Origin of the sequence: Ensifer oleiphilus, from assembly GCF_013371465.1 — a bacterium.
Lineage (GTDB): Bacteria > Pseudomonadota > Alphaproteobacteria > Rhizobiales > Rhizobiaceae > Ensifer > Ensifer oleiphilus.
Genome location: NZ_JABWDU010000008.1, coordinates 52,926 through 75,431, shown reverse-complemented (window position 1 = coordinate 75,431; position 22,506 = coordinate 52,926). Strand labels below are relative to the sequence as shown.

The window sequence follows — 22,506 nt, the reverse complement described above, 5'->3', positions numbered from 1 at the left end:
GGCTCAGTCTCCCTTCGGATCGAGCACGTCGCGCAATCCGTCGCCGAGGAAGTTGAACGCGAGCGACACCAGGAAGATCGCGATGCCCGGGACGGTAGCAACCCACCACTGGTCGAAGATGAAGCGCTTGGCAGTGGCAATCATCGCACCCCACTCCGGCGACGGCGGCTGCGCGCCCATGCCGAGGAAGCCGAGGCTGGCCGCAGTGATGATGATCGAGCTCATGTCGAGCGTGATGCGCACGATCAGGCTCGGAACGCAGAGCGGTGCGGCATGACGCATGATGATGCGCCAGGGCGAAGCGCCGGTCAGTCTGCAGGCGGCGATGAAATCGCTGCGGCGAACCGTCATGGTCTCGGCACGGGCGAGGCGCGCATAGGGCGGCCAGGCGGTGAGTGCGATCGCGAGAACGGCGCTTTCGACGCCCGGCTTCAAGGCTGCGACGAAGGCCAGCGCCAGAATGAGGCGCGGGAAGGCGAGGAAGACGTCGGTGACGCGCATCAAGACAGTGTCGACGATGCCGCCGAAATAACCGGCGATGCAGCCGACTGCAAGGCCGATCGGCGCCACGAGAACGACCACGGAAACGACCATGCCGAGCGTCACGCGTCCGCCGTAAAGGATGCGCGAGAAGATGTCGCGACCAAGCTCATCGGTGCCGAGCCAATGGGCGGCACTCGGAGCGGCGAGCCGGTTTGCAAGGTTCTGGATTGCAGGATCGTGCGGCGCCAGCACCGGCGCAAGCGCTGCCAGCAGCGAAAACACGAGGATGATCGCAAGCCCGATCATCGCCAGCGGGTTGGATCTGAGCTTCAGCCAGATGCGATAGCGATGGCCCCAGGAGGCCTGGGTGCGTGAGGCGGGCGTTTCATCCAGCGCCCAGTTTCTGAAGGTCATAAGCATCATCGGACGCGGGGATCCAGTACACGATAGAGAAGGTCGGCGATGAGGTTGAGGCCGACATAGATGAGGCCGATCAACAGGGTCGCACCAACCACCGGGTTCATGTCGGCGTTCATCAGCGACACGGTCAAATATTGGCCGAGACCCGGCCAGCTGAACACCGTTTCGGTGACGACGGCGCCTTCGAGGAGCCCGGCATAGGTGAGCGCCAGAACCGTCACCAGCTGCACGGCGACCGTCGGGAAGGCGTGGCTCCAGATGACAGTGGAGGCGGACAGTCCCTTCGCGCGCGCCGTGATGACGAACTCGCCCTTCAGCGCATCGACCATGAAGGCCCGGGTCATGCGGGTGATATAGGCCATGCTGAAATAGGCGAGGATGCAGACCGGCTGCGCCATATGCGCGACGGCGTCACGGAAGGCATCCCAATCGCCAGCGATCAATGTGTCGATCGTCAAGAGGCCGGTGACGGGATCGATCATGCCGTCGAAAATCACGTCCTGGCGGCCGGGTCCCGGTGCAAGGCCAAGCGTGGCGTAGAAGATCAACAGTGAGATCAGCGACAGCATGAACACTGGAACGGAGTGACCGGCAAGGCAGACAACGCGGATCGCCTGATCGACGAACTTGCCTTGCCGGACGGCGGCCCAGACGCCGAGCGGAATGCCGATTGCCGCCGACAAAATCAATGCAGCCGTCGCCAGCTCCAACGTTGCCGGGAAGAACCGGGCAATGTCGGTGGAAACCGGGTTGCGAGTCAGGATCGACATGCCGAGATCGCCATGCAGCAGCTGCCAGAGATAACGGAAGAACTGCACGATCAGGGGTTGGTCGAGGCCCATCTCGATGCGGGCCTGGGCGATCACCGCTTCGGACGCGTTATCACCGACCGCGGCAATCACCGGGTCGACGGGCATGACGCGCCCGATCATGAATGTGACGATCGTCAGGCCGAGCAGCGTCAGGAAGACGCTGCTCAACGTGGCGGAAAAGCTCTTGATACGCTTGCTCAAGCCTTCGACGCCTCTGCATAGGAGTGGGCGTCAGAGAGCGTGCCGAGCCGGATGCCGGCAACCGACTTGCGGCAGGCGGCCGTGGTCGTTGTCTGCAGCATGAAGATGAAGGGGCTGTGCTCCATGTGCGCGCGCTGCAGCTCCTCGTAAAGCGCGATGCGCTTTGCCGGATCCTTCTCGTCTCGGGCGGCTTCGGCCTTCTTCGCCATCTCGGCATCCTGCCAGGACGAGCGCCACAGGAAGGGACGCGACTTGGCATCATCCGAGTTGTCGGGATTGATGTTGAACACGTCGGCATTGGCGTGCGGATCGAAGTAGTCCGACCCCCAGGCCGAAAGCGCCATCTGGTGCTCGCGGGCGCGCATCTTGGTGAGCACCTGGCGGTTTTCTGCTGCCTGCAGCTGCACGCGAATGCCGATTTCGGCAAGGTTTGCCTGGATCGCCTGGGCGAGATCCGGATAGGGCTGCGCCGAATAGTGATCCATGACGATGTCGAAACCGGCCTCAAGGCCTGCTTCGGCCATCAGCGCCTTGGCCTTGGCCACATCCTTCACGAACGGCGCGTCGTTGACGACGCCGGGATAGCCCTCCGGCAGGAAGCTCTGGTGGATCTTGTGGGTGAGGGGCACGATGTTTTCCTGCATGCCCTTGTAGTCGAGCGCGTGCTTGACCGCCTGCCAGACCTGGGGCTTTGCCAGGTTCGCCTGCTTCTGGTTGAGCGAAATCAGCACCAGCGAGGCCACACCCTTGCGAACGAGCGTGTAGTTCTCGTCGCCCTGCAGCGTGCGAAGCTGCTCGGAGCTGAGGTTGCGGGCGATATCGGCGTCGCCCTTCTGCAGCATCAGCAGCTGCGAGGACGGGTCGGCGACATGGCGCAGGATGATGCGCTTGATATTGCCCTTGTAGGGGCCGTTCGGATTGACCGTCAGCGCGACGCTTTCACTAGGCTTCCAGGACTGCAGCGCGAATTCGCCCGAGCCGGCGGTGTTCTTCTGCAGCCAGGCATTGCCCAAGTCGCCGTCGACTTCGTTTTCGAGCGCGACCTTCTTCTCCAGGATGCTGCCGACATTGGCCGAGAGGCAATAGAGCAGGAAGGCGAGTGATGCCGGCTGCTCGAGTGTGAGGCGAAGGGTCGAGCCGTCGACGGCGGCGATGCGCTCTTCGACATTCTCAGGCGTGAAGCCGAACTGGGCGATGATGAAGGCCGGGCCCTTGTTCATCTTGATCGCGCGCTGCAGCGAGAAGGCCGCATCTTCTGCGGTGACCGGTGCACCGCTCGCAAAGGTGGCGCCGGCGCGAAGCTTGAAGGTAAAGACCTTGCTGTCGGCATCGGCTTCCCAGGATTCGGCCAGCGTCGGATCGACCTTGTTGGCGTCGTTGAGGTTGGGGTGAACCAGCTTCTGGTAGATATTGCCGCAAATTTCGCTGCCGACCGCTTCGAAGCTCTCGTGCGGATCGAGGCTGGTCATGTTGTCGAGCTGCTGGGCGACAACCAGGATGTCCTTCGGCGTTTCGGCAAAGGCCGGCACCAGGCTGACATAGGACAGAAACGGCACGGCAGCGCCGCCGATCAACAGGTTGCGTCTGGAAATCATCGGAAATATCCCCTTCTCGGACTTGACGTCATGCGAACGGCCGCCGTGAGGTTTTTGCAGTTAACCTCGATGTCACCCGTGTTGCCTTGTTAGGGCGCGGATTAAGCACAACATGGCTGGGCGCGACCAATTCCGATTTCGGCAAGGCCTATGCATGGTTTGCATTTGCGCCGATGGACGGCTTTCCCCTAGGGGAGTGGGATGATTATGTTCGCGCGCGACGATGCAATGAGTCGCGCGCAGCCGGTCGCCGTGGCCGGCAAGCAGGTTGAAAGGCGATCCCCAATTGGCAACACAGGCGAAAATCCCGGTCTTCGATGGACATAACGATGTGCTGTCGCGCTTGTGGCATTCGCAGCAGCCAGACGCTGAAGCCCGTTTCATAGATGGTGGCAGTTCTGGCCACATCGATCTCATGAAGGCGGAGAAAGGCGGTCTCGCCGGCGGTCTTTGCGCTGTGTATGTCGCCTCTCCCAGCATGCAGAAGGACGCCAATGGCGATTTCGCCACACCTGAACAACAGGACGCGCTGAAGAGCACGCTCGGCATGGCGCGCCTGCTGATGGGTCTGGAGCGAAAGGCAGCGGGCCGTCTGAAGATCTGCCGGTCGGCGGCCGATATTCGCCAGGCGATCGCAGACGGCGTGTTTGCGTCGGTGCTCCACATCGAAGGTGTGGAAGCGTTCGCTGCCGATCTTGATGCCCTTTACGTGCTGCATGCCGCTGGCCTGCGCACGCTCGGGCCTGTCTGGAGCCGACCGAACATCTTTGCCTATGGCGTTCCGTTCCGTTTCCCTTCGTCGCCGGATATCGGTCCGGGCCTGACGGAAAGCGGCAAGGACCTGATCCGCGCCTGCAACGAGTTGAAGATCATGGTCGACCTGTCGCACATGAACGAACAGGGCTTCTGGGACATCGCCGCGCTTTCGAAAGCGCCGCTGGTCGCCTCCCATTCCAACGTGCATGCGCTTTGCCCGCACAGCCGCAACGTCACGGATCGCCAGCTCGACGCGATCAAGGACACGGGCGGGTTGGCCGGCATCAATTTCGGCGTTCTGTTCCTGCGCTCCGACGGCATCAGGAACCCGGACACCAGCCTCGACCTTCTGGCGGATCACCTCGACTATATCGCCAATCGCATCGGTCTCGACCATGTGGCGCTCGGCTCGGACTTCGACGGCACGACCATTCCTGTATCGATGCGTGACGCAGCCGACCTGCAGCTGCTCGTCGACCTCTTGCGCAAGCGCGGTTACGACGAGGCGTCCCTGGCGAAAATCTGCCACGGCAACTGGATCCGCGTGCTGGAAACGACCTGGGGCGCGTGAGACAAGTCGCGCAGCGAGCCCTATCGGCTCGCTGCGATCACCGCGCAGGCCCACAGCGATGATCTCGCTGCATCGGTTCATCGCCTGCAGGGTTGAAGATTCAACGCCGGGCTTGCGGTGCTTGCACCAGCGCGCCGACGATCATGCGCACCAGCGGCAATACGAGCATCAGGCTTGGAAACGCCACGAGCCACGAGATGCCCCAGGCTTTCATCCATTGGGCAAAGAGGTCAGCGCTGAAGCCGGTATTGGCGGCCGTCGATACTGCCGAGACGAGGCAGGACATCAGGACCGACAGCACCAGAGGCATGGCGATGGCGTTGTAGCGAGCAGGAAGTTTGTTCGACATCGAGGTGATGCTCCGGTTTGGGGTGTCATGCTTGGAAGGGCTGGCGGGCAGCAGCGGCGGTCGCAAGCTCTTCTATGAAGGCCCGCAGGCTTCGCGGCTCCCGCCCGAGTGCTGCTCGCAGCGACAGGCTGTTGCCGCCAAGGCCAAAGGCTGCGTAATGCTCGTAGACTTTTGCGAGCAGGCCGAGTTGGTGTTCGGTGTATTTGACCCGGGCTGGTGCAGCCCATTCGTGGAAACTGATTTCCGCGGCTTCGATGGGACGACCCAGCGCGCTCGCCATCATTCCGGCAATCTCCTCTCTGTCGTGGCGGCCATCGGCGCAAAGTTCGAGGGTGGCGTAGGCGAGCCGCTCCTCCGTCAGGGCAATCGCCGCCACCTCGGCCACATCACGATAGTCGACACGCGCCACGCGCGCGGTCTTCGGGAAGGGTTCGGAAAAGACGCCGCTCCCGACGACAGCCGGCCAGGCCGAGAGGATGTTCTGCATGAAGTTCGCCGGGTGCAGGATGGTGTATTCGAGCGTGGACGAATAGAGCGCGTCCTCGACGGGGATCTTGGCCGCATGGTTCTTCAATCGCGTGTTGGTTGGCTGGATGACCGACGAGAACACGAACTTCCGCACGCCCGCGCGGACCGACGCCTCGACCATCGCGACACCCATCGACGCTTCATCAGGCGCGAAGGCCGGCCCGAGATGAAAGACGCCGTCTATACCCTGCAACGCAATGTCGAGGCTTTGGCGATCCCTGAGGTCGCCGACAGCAATTTGCGCGGCGCCAAGCGACTGCGCCAGGACGGTATTTGACTGGTCCCTGACAAGGGCGCGGACGGTAGCGCCTCTGCGGACCAGCTCGGGCACGACGAGATTGGCAAATCGGCCGGTCGCCCCGACGACGAGTATCCTGTTTCCGGCGGTTGTTTTCGCTGTCGCTGCCATGCGATGTCGCCTTCCTTACGGTCTTCTCATGAAATGTGACCACAGGGTATCGCTTGGCAAAAATTCAGACAATTGGCCGAGAATGCGATATATTATCTGTAAAACCGGGATAATATAATGAGCCGTATCGAAGATCTGGAAGTGTTCGTCGCCGTGGTCGAGCTCGGGAGCTTGACGGCGGCTGCCAATCGACTTTCGCGGCCGCTGCAGACCGTCAGCCGTGCGCTTGCCGCCCTTGAAGACGATATCGGCGTGGAACTCATTCACCGAACGACGCGACGTTCGACCCCGAGCGAGGCGGGCGAGATCTTCTATCGTCGGGTAAAGCCTGCGGTGGATGAAATACGCGAAGCGCGACTGGAGGCGGCGCAGCGTCGGCTGGAGCCTTCAGGGGTGCTGCGCATCGGCGCGCCGGCGCTGTTTGCGCCGCGCTTCCTGATGCCGATCGTTGCCGAATACATGCGGCAATACGAGGAGGTTCAGGTCGAACTCGATCTCTCCGATGCCTTCGTCGATCTTGCAGGCGGCGGGCTCGACATGGTGGTGCGCATTGGCGACTTGGCCGACTCGAGCCTGGCAGGCAAGCGGCTTGGCGGCTTGCGCCGGGTCGTCTTCGGCGCCCCCTCCTATCTTGCCGCACGCGGTCGGCCCAAGCACCCGCAGGACCTGAAGCACCACGACTGCATCACGCGCCTGGGCGACGATCGGCAGGGGACGTGGATGTTCACGATCGACGGCAGGCCACGCGGGGTCAAGGTCTCGGGCCCTTTGCGGGTCAATGCCATGGCGGCTATCTATGCGGCTGTCGGCGAAGAGCTCGGTCTCGGCTATTCGCCGCTCTGGCAGATCGAACATCTGATTGTCGATCGCAGGGTCCAGGTGGTGCTCGAAGCGTTCGAGCCGTCCCCCGTCCCGATCCACATCCTGTGGCGCGAGGGCAGGGCGCCCACGGCCAAGGTGCGGACCTTCATCGACCTGCTGAGCAAGAGGCTGAAGCTCGACCATCTCTGACGAGGGGCCGAAAGCCCGCCGTCTATTTCGCGAACTTCTTTGCCCCGGCAACGCACAGGACAATAGCCCCGGTCACTGCAAGCATCGCTCCACTCACCGGCTCATGCAGAAGCGCTGCCGCCAGCGCCAGGCCGAAGAAGGGTTGCAGCAGCTGCAATTGCCCGACGCCGGCGACGCCGCCGAGCGCAAGTCCGCGATACCAGAAGACGAAGCCGATCAGCATGCTGAAGACGGAGACATAGGCCAGACCGGCCCAGGCGCCGGAGTTCACCATTTCGACGGCTGGTGCGTTGGTGAAGAGACCGATGGCGATCATGACGGGCAGTGACAGCACCAGCGCCCAGCAAATGACCTGCCAGCCACCGAGCTTGCGCGAAAGGCTTGCTCCTTCGGCATAGCCAAGGCCGCAGACAACGATGGCGCCGAGCATTAGTAGATCGCCGACCGGCGAGGCGGAAAAGCCCTGCGTCAACGCAAAACCGGCAACAAGCGCGCTGCCGAGGCAGGAAAACAGCCAGAAGGCCGGATGCGGACGTTCGCCGCCGCGAAGCACGCCGAAGACGGCGGTCGCAAGCGGCAACAGGCCGACGAAGACGATCGAATGGGCCGATGTCACATGCTTGAGCGCCAGGGCGGTCAGAAGCGGGAAGCCGAGAACGACGCCGAAGGCGACGATCACCAGAGAGACCAGATCGGAGCGCGTCGGCCTGGGCTGGCGAAAGACGAGGAGCAGGCAGAGCGCAAGCGCGCCCGCAATCGCCGCGCGCGCGACCGTCAGGAAAACCGGGTCGAAATCCATCACCGCAGCGCGTGTGGCCGGCAGCGAGCCGCTGAAAATCAATACGCCGAGGAAGCCGTTTAACCAGCCGGTGGTCGTTCTGTCCATTGTCGTCTCCTTTTCTACATGTATCTGTTGGAGACAGTGGTTCTTCCAGAGACAATGCAGTACAGTTTCGCCAAACTGTCCTGCATCAAGGTCCAATACAGATGGCGTTTCAGCAAACGGAGACCGGTGGCGAGACCCTGATTGAGGGCGTCATGGGCACAATCCGGCAACGCATTGCCGGGCGATCGTTGACGCCGGGTGTCAAGCTGCCTTCCATTCGGGCACTCGCCACGACGATGCGGGTTTCCAAGTCGACGGTCGTGGAAGCCTATGAGCGTCTTGCCGCCGAGGGCACGATCCGCTCGCGGCCCGGTTCCGGCTTTTTCGTGTCTGCGCACCTGGCGCCGTTGTCGCTGACCGAGGTCGGTCCGCGGCTCGACCGCGCGGTCGACCCCCTCTGGGTTTCGCGGCAAGCTCTTGAAACAGATGTGAATGTGCTGAAGCCCGGCTGCGGCTGGCTGCCGGCGTCGTGGATGCCGGAGGCAGCACTCAGGCGGGCGCTGCGCTCGATCGCGCGCGCGGAGACAGCCAGCCTGACGGAATACGGCACGCCGCTTGGCTTGCGGCCCTTGCGGCAGCTGCTGGCGCGGCGACTCGCCGAGCATGGCGTCGAAGCATCGCCCGATCAGATCATCCTGACCGAGTCAGGTACCCAGGCGATCGATCTGCTTTGTCGGTTCCTGCTCGAGCCCGGTGACACCGTCATCGTCGACGATCCCTGCTACTTCAATTTCCAGGCGCTGTTGCGGGCGCACCGCGTCAATGTCGTCAGCGTGCCCTATACGCCTGTTGGTCCTGATCTCGACCGGTTTGCCGAGGTGCTGGAAGCCCATCGTCCCCGCCTCTACATCACCAATTCCGCAGTGCACAATCCGACCGGCGCCACGCTTTCTCCCGTGGTTGCGCATCGTCTGCTGCGGCTTGCCGAGCAGGTGGGCTTGACGATCGTCGAGGATGATATCTTTGCCGATTTCGAGCATGCACCGGCGCCGCGGCTGGCCGCCTTTGACGGTCTTGACCGTGTGGTGCAGATCGGCAGCTTTTCCAAGACGCTCTCCGCGTCCGTGCGTTGCGGCTACATCGCGGCCCCCCGTGCCTGGATCGAGGGGCTGACCGATCTTAAGATCGCCACCACATTCGGCGGTCCGAGCCTCGCTGCCGAGTTGGTGCTGACCTTGTTGCGGGATGGCAGCTATCGAAAGCACATGGAGGCGCTGCGTCTGCGCCTGACGCGGACGATGACCGAGACGGCCACGCGGCTGGCTGCGGTTGGGATCACGCCCTGGATCGAGCCGCAGGCCGGCATGTTTCTCTGGTGCAGGCTGCCGGAGGGGCTTGATGCATCGGAACTGGCGCAGAAGGCGCTGGCGCACGATATCGTGCTGGCCCCCGGCAATGCCTTCAGCCATTCAGGAACGGCTGCCGGGTTTCTGCGCTTCAACGTTGCCCAGTCGACCGACGAGCGGCTTTATCGCGTGCTCGCAACGATCACCCGGTAGCCCCGAGTCCGGCCGCGTTTTTTTACCGGGCGCGACGTCACTGCTTGTTTTCCGTGCAGCCATTGTGATGGTCCTCGTTTGCGGGGCGGCAACGCCGCGGCGGCCCATTTGCAGCGCCGCGCCTTCTTCGGCAGTGGTTTGCTCGCGGCCGTGCCTCAAAGTGCGGCTGATGATGCCTATTTTCTGTGCAGTCCGCTTCATCCTTAGTCTTGCGCCGCCGCTCGCGCTGTCACGGGGGATGCCGAGACCATTGATATCTCGTGTTTTGGCCAAGCGAAGCCAACTGGCACGATTAATGCATTCTTATTGCTAACGGTCGTCGGGCAGCCGATCTGGATTGCCCGCCCGCTTTGGAACCAAGCCATTCTGGCGTCATGTGAGAGAAAGAAATGACAAAGTTTAAGCTCGAATACATCTGGCTCGACGGTTACAAGCCGACCCCCAACCTGCGCGGCAAGACCCTGGTCAAGGAATTCGACGCTTTTCCGCAGCTTGAACAGCTTCCGCTCTGGGGCTTCGACGGTTCCTCGACGATGCAGGCCGAAGGCAGCAGCTCCGACTGCGTGTTGAAGCCGGTTGCCGTCTATCCGGACCCGGAGCGCAAGAACGGCGTGCTCGTTCTCTGCGAAGTCATGATGCCCGATGCCAAGACGCCGCATGCTTCGAACACCCGCGCATCGATCGCAGATGACGACGGCGCTTGGTTCGGCTTCGAACAGGAGTATTTCTTCTATCAGAACGGCCGCCCGCTCGGGTTCCCGGAGGCAGGCTTCCCCGCGCCGCAGGGCCCTTATTATTGTGGCGTCGGCTTCGGCAATGTCGGCGACATCGCTCGCAAGATCGTCGAAGAGCATCTGGACATCTGCCTGGCCGCCGGCATCAACCATGAAGGCATCAACGCCGAAGTGGCCAAGGGCCAGTGGGAATTCCAGGTATTCGGCAAGGGCTCGCGCAAGGCCGCCGACGAAATCTGGCTGGCGCGCTACCTCCTGCAGCGCCTGACCGAAAAATACGGCATTGACGTCGAATACCACTGCAAGCCGCTCGGCGACACCGACTGGAACGGCTCGGGCATGCACGCCAACTTCTCGACCGCCTACATGCGCGAAGTCGGCGGCAAGGAATACTTCGAGAGCCTGATGGCGGCCTTCGCCGAAGCCCGCGCCGACCACATCGCCGTCTACGGTCCTGACAACCACATGCGCCTGACCGGCAAGCACGAAACCGCCTCGATCCACCAGTTCAGCTACGGCGTTGCTGACCGCGGTGCCTCGATCCGCGTTCCGCACAGCTTCGTCAACAACGACTACAAGGGCTACCTTGAAGACCGCCGCCCGAACTCCAAGGGTGACCCCTACCAGATCGCCGCGCAGATCCTGAAGACGATCTCCACGGTTCCGACCGACGTCGAAAAGCAGATGAAGGCGGCCTGAGCATGGCTTGTGGCGTGCCCTAGCGGCACGCCACAACCGGCTTCGCCAGGAATGCGCGATCGGCAACGATTGCCCAAACACAACGCCCCGCTCCAAAGCGGGGCGTTGTGTTTTTAAGTCCTGGGCGAAAGCTCGGTCGACGGACTGGAAATCGGAGATGGATCAGGCGGCCCGGACGAAGTGATCGCTGTCGACCTCGACAATCCTGTCCTGGGTCATAGCCGATTGGCGGCGGATGTCTTCCACATCCTCCGGACGCAGCCGCACGCTCGGGTCGTCGAAGCGGACGTCCGGGTCGGGGACCGCGGACAGCAGGAGCTTGGTATAGGGATGTGCGGGGTTGTCGATCACCTTGCCGACATTGCCCCACTCGACGATCTGGCCGGAATACATCACCGCGATATCCTCTGCGACATAGCGAGCCGTGGCGATATCGTGGGTGATGTAGAGCAAGCCGAGCTTCATCTCCTGCTTCATTTCGCTCAGGAGATTGAGCACGCCGAGACGAACGGAGACGTCGAGCATAGATGTTGGTTCGTCAGCGACGATGACCTCCGGTTTGGCGGCGAGCGCGCGGGCGATGTTGACGCGCTGGCGCTGGCCGCCGGAAAGCTCGTGCGGATATTTCGGCGCGACAAGGTCGGGATCGAGCTTCACCTGCTGCAGCAGCGCCCGCACCGTCGCGTCGATTTCGGAGCGCTTGATATCCGGGCGGTGCAGCATGAGCGGCCGCTTCAGATGATAGGCGATGGTGTGGGCAGGATTGAGCGAGGCGAACGGATCCTGGAAGATCATCTGCACGGCACGGCGGTAGTGTGCCGCCTCTGCGGCATTGGTGCCTTCGACCGGCTGACCCTTGAACAGGATCTCTCCTTCCGTCGGCAGATACTCGCGCATCGCCATGCGGGCGCAGGTGGTCTTGCCGCTGCCGGACTCGCCGACAAGCGCAAGCGCCCGACCGGCATGCAGCGAAAACGAGATCGAACGGGCGGCGCGAACGGCGCCCGTCCCGTGGCCGAAGGTCTTCGTGACCCGGTCGAGGGCGAGGATCGGAGTTTGTTGAACGGTCATAGCAGAACGCCTCCATGGAGCGAGGGGAAGGAGGCCCAGAGCTGTTTCGTATAATCGTGCTGCGGCGATCCGTAGATCGCTTCCGCCGTGTTCTGCTCGACCAGCTTGCCGGCGAGCATGATGCCGATGCGGTCGCAGAACTGCACCATCAGGCCGAGATCGTGGGTGATGAACAGGACGGCAAAGCCGAGGCTGCGGCGCAACTCGTTGATCCGCTGCAGGATCTCACGCTGGACGACGACGTCGAGTGCCGTCGTCGGTTCATCCATCACCACCAGCCGCGGGTCGAGCGCAAGGCAGATGGCGATGACGATGCGCTGGCGCATGCCGCCTGAAAACTGATGCGGATAGTCGCGCATGCGATCTGGCGCGATGTCGACGAGCTTCAGCATTTCGGCGGTGCGGTCGCGCGCCTGCGGACGGCTCATGCCCTTATGGGTCTTCAGCACGTCATAGAACTGATGCTCGATGCGCAGCACCGGGTTCAGCGAATTCATCGCGCTCTGGAACACCATCGCGACCTCGCGCCAGCGGAAATCGCGCAAGGCCTTGTCATCGAGATCGAGCACGTTGCGGCCGTTGAGCAGGATGGTGCTTTCGCGCCGGATCAGCGCCGGCGGCTTGTGCAGCCGGCTGATGGCGAAGGCTATGGTGCTCTTGCCGCAACCGGATTCGCCGGCAAGGCCGAAGACTTCGCCGGGCGCAACGTCAAAGCTGACATTGTCGACCGCGCGAAAATCCTTTTCCTCGCCGATATAGTCGATCGTGAGGTTTTTCACCGATAGCAATGGCGCGGTCACAGGCGACCCTCCCCGGAGCGAATGAGGGCGGACCAGCGACCGAGGCGGTTGCCGGTGCGCAGGCGCGGATTGGCGATTTCGTCGACAGCGAAATTCAGAAGCGACAGGCCGATACCGAGGAAGGCGAGCGCGAAGCAGGGCGTCAGAATGTCCCACCACGCGCCGACCGAAAGCGCAGACGCCTTCTGTGCGGCATAGAGCATGGTGCCCCAGGAGACGACCTTGGGATCGCCAAGGCCGAGAAACTCAAGGGTTGCCTGGGTGATGATCGCGAAGATGACGCTGCCGATGAAGTTGATGCCGACGATCGAGATCAGGTTGGGGAAGATCTCGAAGGTCATGATGCGCCAGCGCGGCTCACCCATCATCTCCGCCGATTTGACGTAATCCTTCTGCTTGACGGAAAGCGTTTCGGCGCGGGTGACGCGCGCGCCCCAGGCCCAAGAGGTTCCGCCAAGTATCAGCGCGATGACCCAGGGGTTCGCCTGGCCGATGAAGGCGGCGAGAACGAGCAGCAGCGGCAGGTTGGGAACCACGAGCACCATGTTGGTGAAGAAGCTGATTACCTCGTCGACCTTGCCGCCGCGATAGCCGGCAAGAATGCCGAGCGCGGTGCCGACGATGGTGATGAGCAGGCCCGCGCCGAAGCCGACCGCCAGTGAGGTGCGGGCACCGTAAATCAGCCGCGTGAACACGTCCTGGCCAATACGGGTGGTGCCGAGCCAATGGGCAAGCGATGGCGCCTGGTGCGGTCGTCCGACGCGCGCGCCCGGGTCATAGGGCGTGAGCAGCGGTGCGGCGATGGCCACCAAGAGAATGAAGGCGATGATGGCAACGCCGACAAGGGCCTTGCGATTGCGGATCAATCCGAAAGGTTGGGTTTTCATCTCACGCCCTCTTCAGTCGGGGGTCGAGCAACACATAGCTGACATCGACGATGAAATTGGCGACAAGCATGGTGGCGGTCATGATCAGAAGCTGGCCCTGAATCACGGGATAGTCACGGGCAAGGATCGCCTGGTAAAGGATGTTGCCGAGCCCCGGATAGTTGAACACGACTTCGGTCACCAGCGAGCCGCCGAGAACAGTGCCGATGGCAATCGCAAGGCTCGACACGGTCGGCAGCAGCGCATTGCGCGCCGCATACCAAAGCATCACGTGTCCGTCGGATAGGCCCTTCGCGCGGGCCATGACGATATAGTCCTCGCCAAGCAGGTTGATCATGTTGTTGCGCATGGTAACGGCAAAGCCGCCTGTGAGCACCGTGCAGAGCGTCAGCATCGGCAGGATGCCGTGATAGAGCACGCTGCCGAGATATTGCAGCGTGAAGGCCGGATCGAGCGCCGGATCGGCGGCGTAGCCCGTCGGGAACCAGTTGAGCGTAAAGCCGAAGAAGAAGACGACGATCAGCGAGGTGACGACGGCCGGAACCGAGGTCGCGAAGATCGCGCCGACGGAAACGATGACGTCGAAGAGGCTGCCGCGACGCCAGGCGGCGAGAATGCCGAGGAAGGTGCCGAGCGTGAAGCTGATGATGGTCGCCGTACCCATCAGGCCCACGGTCCAGACCAGCGCGTTGCCGAGAACCGTCGACACCGGCAGCGGGAAATACTTGATGGAGCGACCGAGATCGCCGCTGAAGATGCTGCCGAGATAGGTCAGGTATTGCTGCCACAGCGGGCCGTCGACGAAACCGAAGGTCAGCTTCAGCGCCTGCAGGCTTTCAGGCGGAAGTTCCGCGCCCGCGCTCGAAAACATGATCTGCACGGGATCGCCCGGCATCAGTCGCGGCAGGAAGAAGTTGATCGTCGCCGCCGCGACGAAGGCTGCCAGATAGAAGCATAGGCGGCGAAGCAGGAAAGCCATGGGGACTCCATCGACTGCGCCTTGCCCCTGTTGCCGGGAGGAGAGGCGGTAGAAACCTTTAGAAACGGCGCTAGCCTTCGCTGAGCATGTCTGCTCTCAAAGAGCCCGCGCTGAGACGGGAGCAGCCCGATCGTGAGCCGCTCCCGTCAGTCCTGGGATGTTTAGTTGACCGGCTCGAGTGCCAGCAGGTGCAGCAGGCGCGCCGGGTTGGTCCGCGAGATCGACGGATTGACGAACGGGGTCTCAGCCGTCACCCAGCCTTTGAAGCGCTTGGTGTTGTACTGATACCAGTTCGGGTTGTTGAACACCGGCATGACAGGCATGTTTTCGGCAACGATGCGCTGGGCCTTGTTCATCGCTTCCTTCTGCTTGGCAAGGTCGGCCGTGTGGGTGAACTCGGTCACGAGCTTTTCCACGTCGGCATTGAACCAGCGCTGCGCAGTGAAGCGCGTCTTGCCCTTGTCCGAAGCACTGAAGGCGCGCTTGTAGGGATAGTAGGGCGAGGCGGATGCCGGCAGGCTGTTGATCGCCGCGTCGAAAGTGCCGTTGATAAGGTTCCCGGTCCAGACGGCTTCCTCCGGTGTTTCGATCTTGGCATCGAGGCCGACGGCCTGCAGGCCTTCGACCGCGATCGTCACCGTGTCGATCCAGTCGGTCCAGGAGCTCGGCACGATGATCGAAAAGGAGATCTTGCTGCCATCAGGATTGTCGCGGAAGCCGTCGCCGCCCTTGTCGACATAGCCGGCCTCGTCGAGCAGCGCCTTGGAGGCATCGGCGTCGTACTTGCCGTAGGTGCCGAAGTCGGTCGCGACAGAAGGATCAGCCCAGCTCTTGTAGAGTTCGCCCATGCCGGCCGGATCTTCGTTGAGCGTCGGGTAGCCGTAGCCGGCGACGTCGACCATGGTGCCGCGGTCGAGCGCCATCGAGGCCGCGCGACGGAATTTTACGTCGTTGAAGGCCTTGCGGTTGTTCTCGTTGGCGGTTTCCTGGTTGAACAGGAAGGCCACCATGCTGCTTGGCGAGTACCAGAAATGGAAGTGCTCAGGATCCTTGGCGACATAGACATTCTCGATATCCGGGATGAAGGAAACACCCCAGTCGAGCGTGCCCGACGCGGTCGCGGTCAGGATCTGGTTGTTGTCGGCGAGCTGCGGAAAGCGCATGCAATCGACCTTGAGCGTCGCTGCGTCCCAGTAGTGCGGGTTGCGGCATTGGTCATAGGTCTGGCCGGTGAAGCGCGGGATTTCCGTCATCGGGCCGCTGCCGACAGGTGTCTCGTTGGCAAAGGTCACCGGCTCGGCGATGTCCTTCCAGACATGTTCCGGTACGATCGGCAGCTGGGCCAGCTGCTCGGCGGCAAGCGAGCTCGGGTTGGCGAGCGTGAAGCGTACGGTCTGGCCGTCGACGGCCTCGACGCTGGTGATGAAGGTCCAGATGCTGACGAAATCGAGCGCAGGGAACTTCTTCAGGTAGTCGTAGGTGAACTTGACGTCGGCTGATGTCAGCGGCTTGCCATCGGACCATTTCAGGTTCGGGCGCAGCTTGAACTCGATCGACTTCAGATCGTCGGCAAGCTTGAAGCTCTCGGCGAGGCGGAATGTCGGCTTGTTGTCATCGAAACGGTTGAAGACGATCAGGGGCTCATAGATGAAATCGAGCGTGCTCTGGCGCGCCGATGTCTGGTTGAACGGGTTGAAGTTGCGAACCCAGGTCGTGGCCGGCTCGATGTTGACGGTCAGGACCGACTGCGCCATGGCCGGCGCGGCAAAAAGGGTCAGCGCGGTCGCTGCCCAGAGAATGGATGTTTTCATGGTGTCTCCCCCCTTGATTGGTGAATGGCGTCTCGTCAGGCGACGAGAACGCTCTTGAACATCTCTTCGACTTCGGCGTGCGCCGCACGAACATCGACCTTGAGTTTGCCGATCCGGCTCTGGCCGGCGGCGATGCGCTTCTGGGCCGCCTCCGTCAGCGGGCGCGCCGCCTTGGCGGCTGCCTCGCTCTCGGCCAGATCGCCGTGGCTGTGGAGTGCGATGTCGGAGCCGGCGTCGAGCACCTGCTTCACGCGCTCGGGCAGGGTGCCGCGAAGCGATTCCATGAAGATGCAGTCGGAGACCAGCACGCCCTCATAGCCCATGTCCTTGCGGATGACGTCGTGCATGGTCGGCGAGATCGATGCCGGAAGCTCCTTGTCATAGGCGGAGTAGACGACGTGAGCGACCATCGCCCAGGGCGTATCCCTGAGGGCGACGAAGGGCTTGAAGTCGGTGGTTTCGAGTATTTCGCGCGATGCGTCGACGACGGGGCGTTCCTTGTGGGAATCGCGCGTTGCGCGGCCGTGACCGGGAATGTGCTTCATCACCGGCATGTTGCCGGTCTCGAGCAGGCCGTCGACCACCTCGCGGCCAAGCGCTGCAATGAAGTCCGGATCCGAACCGAAGGAACGTGCGCCGATGACGGAGCTGGTCGTTTCGAAGACGAGATCGAGAACCGGCGAGCAGCCGCTGGTCAGCCCGAGTTCGGTCATCATCGTGCCCATGGCCTGCGACGACAGGCGCAGCGCCTTCTTTCCGAGGTCAAGATCATGGCGGGCAAGTTCGGCAAACTGGCCGAAGCTGCGGAAAAGCGGCCACGGACCGGCGTCGAGATGCTGGACGCGGCCGCCTTCCTGATCGGTGAAAACAGGCGCATCCTCACGGCCAACGGCCTCGCGGAAGCGCTCGATCAGGACCTTGACCTGGCCGGGCTCGCGAAGGTTGCGGCGGCCCACAAAAAGGCCGAGAGGATTGGTTTCGCGGAAGAGTGCAAACTCGTCGTCCGACAGTGTCGGATTTGGAAGCCCGACGAAAAGGGCAAGCGGCGTCGATGCCATGGGAAAGCTCCGATGTTCTAATGATTATTTGGATGGGCTGCGAAGCATGCCTTCGTAGATGCCCTTGTCGGTGGCGGGGATGGCGACCGCGCCGATGGTCTTGGCGTAGAAATCGACAGGACCGGCATCGCCGATGAAGGCATAGGCGTGCCCCAGCGTCTTCATGGTCTCGAGCGACGCGGTGAGCAGATCGACGCCGATGCCGCGGCCGCGACTTTCGGGCGACACTCCGGTCGGGCCAAAGAAGCCGCGCGCCGTCGTGTCATAGCAGGCAAAGCCGAGCAGATTTGCACGTTCCACCGCAATCAGGCAGGCAATCGGTTGGCGGGAGAAGGCGACCAAAACCTCGCTCGCCCAATTCTCACTGAAGTGCTGCCTTACCCATTCGACGACGACATGCATTTCCGGCGGAAGCGCCGGGCGAATGCGAATGCCGGTCGTTTCGGTTTTGCGCTTGAGATTGGCGAGCGTCGGCGAATACAAGCTCACAAGCAAGTCCGGCACCCCTGATCCTCCGTTTATTCCCGTATTAAGGAATTGATCCCTTTGTAATGCAATATGTGTCCTGATCTGATGCGGGTTGTCAACCGGCAATCGCGGGGAAGGTGGCACGGTTAGCGTGTCGTTCAGGGAGGGGCGAGTTGGCTGGGCGGCGCATAGTGTTGTCGTGCGACACCCTGTCCGCTTCGGCAGATCTGCGATCGGCGACGCAGCGATTCGCCAAGTTCTCTGCAAAATCCAATGTCTTCGACGTCAGCAAGCCGCGCGCGGCTGGCGCTTTACCGACGCGCTGCGGCGGGCCATCGTTCTTTCATTGTTCCCATCATATGGTGATCTACGAAAATACGAAGTGTGACTCTTGCTCCAGATTTGCAAAGAACCACTGGAATTGTTGGGGTAAGTATCCCTCTTGAATTGACAGATGTTATTTTTTACTTGAATAAGATTGTGTAGTTTGTTCCGCTTTATTTTCTGTCACGGGTTGTTACTATGCTTCCGGATCAACGAGCCCGGGAGCCTGACGTGTCAGAGGTACCTTCACAGCACTTGACCGATCAGGAGCCGCGCTCACGCCGGCGCCAGGAGCTTCTGACTTTTCTCGTTCTTGCCTTCGGCATCTGGCCGATCGTTGCCGTTGGCACGGTCGCCGGTTACGGCTTCCTGGTCTGGTTCTATCAAATGATCTTTGGCCCTCCGGGGCCCCTCGGACATTGAGGTGATCGATGGGAGCAGTGACAACCAGACGCGGATTGTTGCTCGGTCGCCGGGAGACGCGAAGGCGCGTACTGCCGCCGGGCGTCACGCTTGAAAGCCTGACGGCATGCACGGGGTGCAGCCGATGTGTGGAGCGCTGTCCCACCCACATCATTTCATTGTTGGACGAGCGTCCGACACTCGATTTTTCCGGCGGTGAATGCACGTTCTGCGGCGACTGCGCGCGGGCCTGCCCGGAGCCGGTATTCGTGGTCTTGGGCTCGACGCAGCTCGCCCATGTCGTTGCTGTCGGCGACGGCTGTCTCGCCCGCAACAATGTCGCCTGCCAATCCTGTCGCGATGCCTGCCCGCAGGAGGCGATCCGTTTCCGGCCGCGGGCTGGCGGCCCGTTCCTGCCGGATGTGAACGTCGACAGCTGCAGTGGATGCGGCGCCTGTATGGGCGTCTGTCCGGTCGGCGCCATCGGCATCACCGAACGGCTCGAGGAGGGCGTCCATGCCTGATCTTTCCCGGCAATATCACGTCTCGAGCGCCGTCGTCGTCGCTCTTCCGGCGAAGGCGGATGCAGTGCTTGCCGCGCTGGCGCGCATGGAGAATGTCGAGGTTTACGGACACGAGGGCGGCAAGATCGTCGTCGTCATCGAGGGAACGAGTACCGGCATGCTTGGCGAAGCCCTGTCGACGATCTCCACGCTCGAAGGCGTGGTGGCGGCCAACATGGTTTTCGAACATGTCGAAACGGAAGGAGTGACGGACGATGACCACCGAACTGACGCGGCGTGACATTCTGAAGGCACACGCGGCTGGCATCGCCGCCGCCACCGCCGGCATTGCACTGCCGGCCGCCGCTCAACCCGTGCCGGGCGGCATCAGCGCGCTTGAAATCAAGTGGTCGAAGGCGCCCTGTCGCTTCTGCGGCACCGGCTGCGGCGTGATGGTCGGCGTCAAGGAAGGACAGGTCGTCGCCACCCATGGCGACATGCAGGCCGAGGTCAACCGCGGCCTCAACTGCATCAAGGGCTATTTCCTCTCGAAGATCATGTACGGCACCGACCGGCTGAAGACGCCGATGCTACGCAAGCTGAACGGCGCCTATAGCAAGGACGGCGAGTTCGAACCGGTAAGCTGGGACGAAGCCTTCGACGTCATGGCCGAACAGTGCAAGAAGGTGCTGAAGGAAAAGGGGCCGACCGCCGTCGGCATGTTCGGCTCCGGCCAGTGGACGATCTTCGAGGGCTATGCGGCAACGAAGCTGATGCGCGCCGGCTTCCGCTCCAACAATCTCGACCCCAATGCCCGCCACTGTATGGCGTCGGCCGCCTACGCCTTCATGCGCACCTTCGGCATGGACGAGCCTATGGGCTGCTACGACGACTTCGAGCATGCGGACGCCTTCGTGCTCTGGGGCTCGAACATGGCGGAGATGCATCCGATCCTGTGGACCCGGCTTGCCGATCGCCGGCTTGGACAGCCGCATGTGAAGGTTGCGGTGCTGTCGACATTCACCCATCGCAGCATGGACCTTGCCGATATCCCGATGGTGTTCAAACCCGGCACCGATCTCGCGATCCTCAACTACATCGCCAACTACATCATCGAAAAGGGCAAGGTGAACGAGGACTTCGTCCAGAAGCACACCACTTTCATGCGTGGCGTAACAGATATCGGCTACGGCCTGCGTCCCGACAATCCGGTCGAGGTGAAGGCGGCGAATTCGTCCGATCCCGGCAAGATGGAGCCGATGGATTTCGAGGCGTTCAAGGCTTTCGTGTCGGAATACACCCTGAAAAAGACCGCCGAATTGACCGGCGTCGATCCGGCTTTTCTTGAGGAACTGGCGGAACTTTATGCCGATCCGCAGCGCAAGGTGATGTCGCTGTGGACCATGGGCTTCAACCAGCATGTGCGCGGCGTCTGGGCCAACCAGATGGTCTACAACATCCACCTCCTGACCGGAAAAATCTCGGAACCCGGCAACAGCCCGTTCTCGCTGACCGGCCAACCTTCTGCCTGCGGCACTGCGCGTGAGGTCGGCACATTTGCTCATCGGCTGCCTGCCGACATGACGGTGACCAATCCGGAACACCGCAAGCACGCCGAGGAGATCTGGCGCATTCCGCACGGGATCATTCCGGAAAAGCCTGGTTATCACGCCGTCGAGCAGGATCGGATGCTGAAGGATGGCAAGCTCAGCTTCTACTGGGTCCAGGTCAACAACAACATCCAGGCCGCTCCCAACACCAGCAACGAAACCTGGCAGGGCTACCGAAACCCGGAGAATTTCATCGTCGTCTCCGATGCCTACCCGACGATCACGGCGATGAGCGCCGACCTGATCCTGCCGGCTGCCATGTGGGTGGAAAAAGAAGGCGCCTACGGCAATGCCGAGCGCCGCACCCATGTCTGGCACCAGCTGGTGCAGGCACCGGGCGAGGCACGCTCGGACCTCTGGCAGTTGGTCGAGTTCTCCAAGCGCTTCATCACCGACGAAGTCTGGCCGGCCGAAATCCTTGCGGCCAATCCGGAGTTCAAGGGCAAGAGCCTGCATGACGTGCTGTTTCAGAACGGCGAGGTCAACCGCTTCCCCTTGAGCGAAGTCAGCGGCGACTATGCCAACAACGAGGCCCAAGCCTTCGGATTCTACCTCCAGAAGGGACTGTTCGAGGAATATGCCACCTTCGGTCGCGGCCACGGCCACGATCTGGCACCCTATGATCGATATCACGAGGAGCGCGGGTTGCGTTGGCCGGTGGTCGACGGCAAGGAGACGCGCTGGCGCTACCGAGAGGGCTACGACCCCTATGTCAAAGCCGGCGAAGGCGTGAAGTTCTACGGCCGTCCTGATGGCAAGGCGATCATTCTCGCGGTGCCTTACGAACCGCCGGCGGAATCGCCCGACGACGAATTCGACCTCTGGCTGGTGACCGGCCGCGTGCTTGAACACTGGCACTCGGGCTCGATGACCATGCGCGTGCCGGAGCTTTACCGCGCATTCCCCGGTGCCCGCTGCTTCATGAACGCGGACGACGCGCGCAAACGCGGCATCAACCAGGGTGCCGAGGTGCGCATCCTTTCGCGGCGCGGCGAGATCCGCTCGCGCATCGACACGCGCGGCCGCAATCGCATGCCGCCCGGCGTGATCTTCGTGCCTTGGTTCGATGCGAGCCAGCTGATCAACAAGGTGACACTCGACGCAACGGATCCCATCTCCAAACAGACGGATTTCAAAAAATGCGCAGTCAAGATCGTCTCCGTCGCTTGAAGCGACCCGAATGGATGGTCGTTGCCATCGGCCTCGCCCTGTTTGCAGCGACGACGGCGATTGCCCAGGTCGTTCAGCAAATGGTGCCGCAGCTCGAAGGCCCGACACCGCAGATGGAAACAGGGGCGGCCGCGACCCTGCCGAAATGGGTGGTCGACGACAAGCGCAAGATGCGCGCCTATCCGGACCAGCCGCCGATCATCCCGCATTCGATCGAGGGCTATCAGCTCTCGGTCAATACCAATCGCTGCCTCTCCTGCCACAAGCGCGAGTTCACCCAGGACAGCGGCGCGCCGATGATCAGCGTGACCCATTACATGACCCGCGATGGGCAGATGATCGCTGACGTTTCGCCGCGGCGCTATTTCTGCACCGCATGCCATGTGCCGCAGGCAGACGTTCGCCCGCTGGTCGACAATGGTTTCAAGGACATGAGCGAACTCGGCGTCAAACCGGCCGGAAGCGAGTGA

Annotated in this window: 22 protein-coding genes; 9 read left to right on the top strand and 13 right to left on the bottom strand. The window is 62.2% G+C overall.

Translation table 11 applies throughout. The features are described from left to right. Positions 1-3: 3 nt before the first annotated feature. Genes nikC through HT585_RS25090 form a run of 3 tightly spaced genes read right to left on the bottom strand, consistent with a single transcriptional unit; the run spans position 4 to position 3,511 of the window. Positions 4-906: a nickel transporter permease gene (gene nikC, locus HT585_RS25100; RefSeq protein WP_176355527.1), complete on the bottom strand. Its 903-nt coding sequence runs from the start codon at positions 904-906 to the stop codon at positions 4-6. Further along, positions 903-1,916 carry an ABC transporter permease gene (locus HT585_RS25095; protein WP_176355526.1) on the bottom strand — a complete coding sequence of 338 codons (1,014 nt, stop codon included), beginning with the start codon at positions 1,914-1,916 and terminating at the stop codon, positions 903-905. The genes nikC and HT585_RS25095 overlap by 4 nt, the downstream gene beginning before the upstream one ends. Further along, complete coding sequence (locus HT585_RS25090; protein WP_176355525.1) at positions 1,913-3,511, bottom strand: ABC transporter substrate-binding protein; 1,599 nt, start codon at positions 3,509-3,511, stop codon at positions 1,913-1,915. Before HT585_RS25090 ends, HT585_RS25095 begins: the two co-directional genes overlap by 4 nt. Positions 3,512-3,797: 286 nt before the next feature. Here HT585_RS25090 and HT585_RS25085 point away from each other — a divergent pair, with 286 nt between their 5' ends. Next, positions 3,798-4,838 carry a dipeptidase gene (locus HT585_RS25085; protein ID WP_176355524.1) on the top strand — a complete coding sequence of 347 codons (1,041 nt, stop codon included), beginning with the start codon at positions 3,798-3,800 and terminating at the stop codon, positions 4,836-4,838. Between the two features lie 100 nt (positions 4,839-4,938). Here HT585_RS25085 and HT585_RS25080 read toward each other — a convergent pair whose 3' ends face one another. Together HT585_RS25080 and HT585_RS25075 are read right to left on the bottom strand one after the other, a co-directional pair. Beyond that, positions 4,939-5,187 (bottom strand): DUF2798 domain-containing protein, encoded by a 249-nt coding sequence (locus HT585_RS25080; RefSeq protein ID WP_176355523.1) that lies wholly within the window; start codon positions 5,185-5,187, stop codon positions 4,939-4,941. Between the two features lie 25 nt (positions 5,188-5,212). Continuing rightward, a complete protein-coding gene (locus HT585_RS25075; protein ID WP_176355522.1) occupies positions 5,213-6,124 on the bottom strand; it encodes an NmrA family NAD(P)-binding protein in 912 nt (303 codons plus the stop codon). A gap of 117 nt (positions 6,125-6,241) precedes the next feature. Here HT585_RS25075 and HT585_RS25070 point away from each other — a divergent pair, with 117 nt between their 5' ends. Continuing rightward, on the top strand, positions 6,242-7,135 hold the full coding sequence (locus tag HT585_RS25070; protein ID WP_176355521.1) for a LysR family transcriptional regulator: 894 nt from the start codon (positions 6,242-6,244) through the stop codon (positions 7,133-7,135). Between the two features lie 22 nt (positions 7,136-7,157). Here HT585_RS25070 and HT585_RS25065 read toward each other — a convergent pair whose 3' ends face one another. Beyond that, a complete protein-coding gene (locus HT585_RS25065) occupies positions 7,158-8,021 on the bottom strand; it encodes a DMT family transporter (RefSeq protein ID WP_176355520.1) in 864 nt (287 codons plus the stop codon). Between the two features lie 101 nt (positions 8,022-8,122). On the opposite strand from HT585_RS25065, the gene HT585_RS25060 reads away from it, so the two are divergent. Together HT585_RS25060 and HT585_RS25055 are read left to right on the top strand one after the other, a co-directional pair. After that, complete coding sequence (locus HT585_RS25060; protein ID WP_176355519.1) at positions 8,123-9,520, top strand: aminotransferase-like domain-containing protein; 1,398 nt, start codon at positions 8,123-8,125, stop codon at positions 9,518-9,520. 389 nt (positions 9,521-9,909) lie between these two features. Next, positions 9,910-10,953, top strand: a complete 1,044-nt coding sequence (locus HT585_RS25055; protein WP_176355518.1) for a glutamine synthetase beta-grasp domain-containing protein — start codon at positions 9,910-9,912, stop codon at positions 10,951-10,953. Between the two features lie 162 nt (positions 10,954-11,115). Here HT585_RS25055 and HT585_RS25050 read toward each other — a convergent pair whose 3' ends face one another. The 7 genes from HT585_RS25050 to HT585_RS25020 form a co-directional block, all read right to left on the bottom strand. Further along, positions 11,116-12,024, bottom strand: a complete 909-nt coding sequence (locus HT585_RS25050; protein ID WP_176355517.1) for an ABC transporter ATP-binding protein — start codon at positions 12,022-12,024, stop codon at positions 11,116-11,118. After that, on the bottom strand, positions 12,021-12,824 hold the full coding sequence (locus HT585_RS25045; RefSeq protein WP_176355516.1) for an ATP-binding cassette domain-containing protein: 804 nt from the start codon (positions 12,822-12,824) through the stop codon (positions 12,021-12,023). Before HT585_RS25045 ends, HT585_RS25050 begins: the two co-directional genes overlap by 4 nt. Further along, positions 12,821-13,711 (bottom strand): ABC transporter permease, encoded by an 891-nt coding sequence (locus tag HT585_RS25040; protein ID WP_176355515.1) that lies wholly within the window; start codon positions 13,709-13,711, stop codon positions 12,821-12,823. Before HT585_RS25040 ends, HT585_RS25045 begins: the two co-directional genes overlap by 4 nt. Before the next feature lies 1 nt (position 13,712). Continuing rightward, the gene (locus HT585_RS25035) at positions 13,713-14,690 is read right to left on the bottom strand and encodes an ABC transporter permease (protein ID WP_176355514.1); all 978 of its coding nucleotides are present in this window, start codon (positions 14,688-14,690) and stop codon (positions 13,713-13,715) included. A gap of 161 nt (positions 14,691-14,851) precedes the next feature. Then, positions 14,852-16,501, bottom strand: coding sequence for an ABC transporter substrate-binding protein (locus tag HT585_RS25030; RefSeq protein ID WP_176355513.1), 1,650 nt, complete (start codon positions 16,499-16,501; stop codon positions 14,852-14,854). Positions 16,502-16,536: 35 nt separating this feature from the next. Continuing rightward, positions 16,537-17,559, bottom strand: a complete 1,023-nt coding sequence (locus HT585_RS25025) for a glycoside hydrolase family 3 protein (RefSeq protein ID WP_176355512.1) — start codon at positions 17,557-17,559, stop codon at positions 16,537-16,539. A gap of 24 nt (positions 17,560-17,583) precedes the next feature. Further along, a complete protein-coding gene (locus HT585_RS25020; protein WP_176355511.1) occupies positions 17,584-18,063 on the bottom strand; it encodes a GNAT family N-acetyltransferase in 480 nt (159 codons plus the stop codon). A gap of 486 nt (positions 18,064-18,549) precedes the next feature. Here HT585_RS25020 and napE point away from each other — a divergent pair, with 486 nt between their 5' ends. Genes napE through HT585_RS24995 form a run of 5 tightly spaced genes read left to right on the top strand, consistent with a single transcriptional unit; the run spans position 18,550 to position 22,506 of the window. Beyond that, the gene (gene napE / locus HT585_RS25015; RefSeq protein ID WP_176355510.1) at positions 18,550-18,774 is read left to right on the top strand and encodes a periplasmic nitrate reductase, NapE protein; all 225 of its coding nucleotides are present in this window, start codon (positions 18,550-18,552) and stop codon (positions 18,772-18,774) included. A gap of 8 nt (positions 18,775-18,782) precedes the next feature. Next, the gene (locus HT585_RS25010; protein WP_176355509.1) at positions 18,783-19,277 is read left to right on the top strand and encodes a ferredoxin-type protein NapF; all 495 of its coding nucleotides are present in this window, start codon (positions 18,783-18,785) and stop codon (positions 19,275-19,277) included. Continuing rightward, positions 19,270-19,557: a chaperone NapD gene (locus HT585_RS25005; protein ID WP_176355508.1), complete on the top strand. Its 288-nt coding sequence runs from the start codon at positions 19,270-19,272 to the stop codon at positions 19,555-19,557. Before HT585_RS25010 ends, HT585_RS25005 begins: the two co-directional genes overlap by 8 nt. Further along, positions 19,532-22,036, top strand: a complete 2,505-nt coding sequence (gene napA / locus HT585_RS25000; protein ID WP_176355507.1) for a periplasmic nitrate reductase subunit alpha — start codon at positions 19,532-19,534, stop codon at positions 22,034-22,036. The genes HT585_RS25005 and napA overlap by 26 nt, the downstream gene beginning before the upstream one ends. Then, a complete protein-coding gene (locus tag HT585_RS24995; protein WP_077502502.1) occupies positions 22,006-22,506 on the top strand; it encodes a nitrate reductase cytochrome c-type subunit in 501 nt (166 codons plus the stop codon). The genes napA and HT585_RS24995 overlap by 31 nt, the downstream gene beginning before the upstream one ends.

Excerpts from the sequence above, each read along its gene's own strand:
- HT585_RS24995 (WP_077502502.1), top strand. The coding sequence starts at position 22,006 with ATGCGCAGTCAAGATCGTCTCCGTCGCTTGAAGCGACCCGAATGGATG.
- HT585_RS25090 (WP_176355525.1), bottom strand. The coding sequence starts at position 3,511 with ATGATTTCCAGACGCAACCTGTTGATCGGCGGCGCTGCCGTGCCGTTT.
- HT585_RS25050 (WP_176355517.1), bottom strand. The coding sequence starts at position 12,024 with ATGACCGTTCAACAAACTCCGATCCTCGCCCTCGACCGGGTCACGAAG.
- HT585_RS25005 (WP_176355508.1), top strand. The coding sequence starts at position 19,270 with ATGCCTGATCTTTCCCGGCAATATCACGTCTCGAGCGCCGTCGTCGTC.
- napE (WP_176355510.1), top strand. The coding sequence starts at position 18,550 with ATGCTTCCGGATCAACGAGCCCGGGAGCCTGACGTGTCAGAGGTACCT.
- HT585_RS25030 (WP_176355513.1), bottom strand. The coding sequence starts at position 16,501 with ATGAAAACATCCATTCTCTGGGCAGCGACCGCGCTGACCCTTTTTGCC.
- HT585_RS25010 (WP_176355509.1), top strand. The coding sequence starts at position 18,783 with ATGGGAGCAGTGACAACCAGACGCGGATTGTTGCTCGGTCGCCGGGAG.
- HT585_RS25070 (WP_176355521.1), top strand. The coding sequence starts at position 6,242 with ATGAGCCGTATCGAAGATCTGGAAGTGTTCGTCGCCGTGGTCGAGCTC.
- nikC (WP_176355527.1), bottom strand. The coding sequence starts at position 906 with ATGATGCTTATGACCTTCAGAAACTGGGCGCTGGATGAAACGCCCGCC.
- HT585_RS25055 (WP_176355518.1), top strand. The coding sequence starts at position 9,910 with ATGACAAAGTTTAAGCTCGAATACATCTGGCTCGACGGTTACAAGCCG.
- HT585_RS25040 (WP_176355515.1), bottom strand. The coding sequence starts at position 13,711 with ATGAAAACCCAACCTTTCGGATTGATCCGCAATCGCAAGGCCCTTGTC.
- napA (WP_176355507.1), top strand. The coding sequence starts at position 19,532 with ATGACCACCGAACTGACGCGGCGTGACATTCTGAAGGCACACGCGGCT.
- HT585_RS25065 (WP_176355520.1), bottom strand. The coding sequence starts at position 8,021 with ATGGACAGAACGACCACCGGCTGGTTAAACGGCTTCCTCGGCGTATTG.
- HT585_RS25080 (WP_176355523.1), bottom strand. The coding sequence starts at position 5,187 with ATGTCGAACAAACTTCCTGCTCGCTACAACGCCATCGCCATGCCTCTG.
- HT585_RS25025 (WP_176355512.1), bottom strand. The coding sequence starts at position 17,559 with ATGGCATCGACGCCGCTTGCCCTTTTCGTCGGGCTTCCAAATCCGACA.
- HT585_RS25035 (WP_176355514.1), bottom strand. The coding sequence starts at position 14,690 with ATGGCTTTCCTGCTTCGCCGCCTATGCTTCTATCTGGCAGCCTTCGTC.
- HT585_RS25075 (WP_176355522.1), bottom strand. The coding sequence starts at position 6,124 with ATGGCAGCGACAGCGAAAACAACCGCCGGAAACAGGATACTCGTCGTC.
- HT585_RS25060 (WP_176355519.1), top strand. The coding sequence starts at position 8,123 with ATGGCGTTTCAGCAAACGGAGACCGGTGGCGAGACCCTGATTGAGGGC.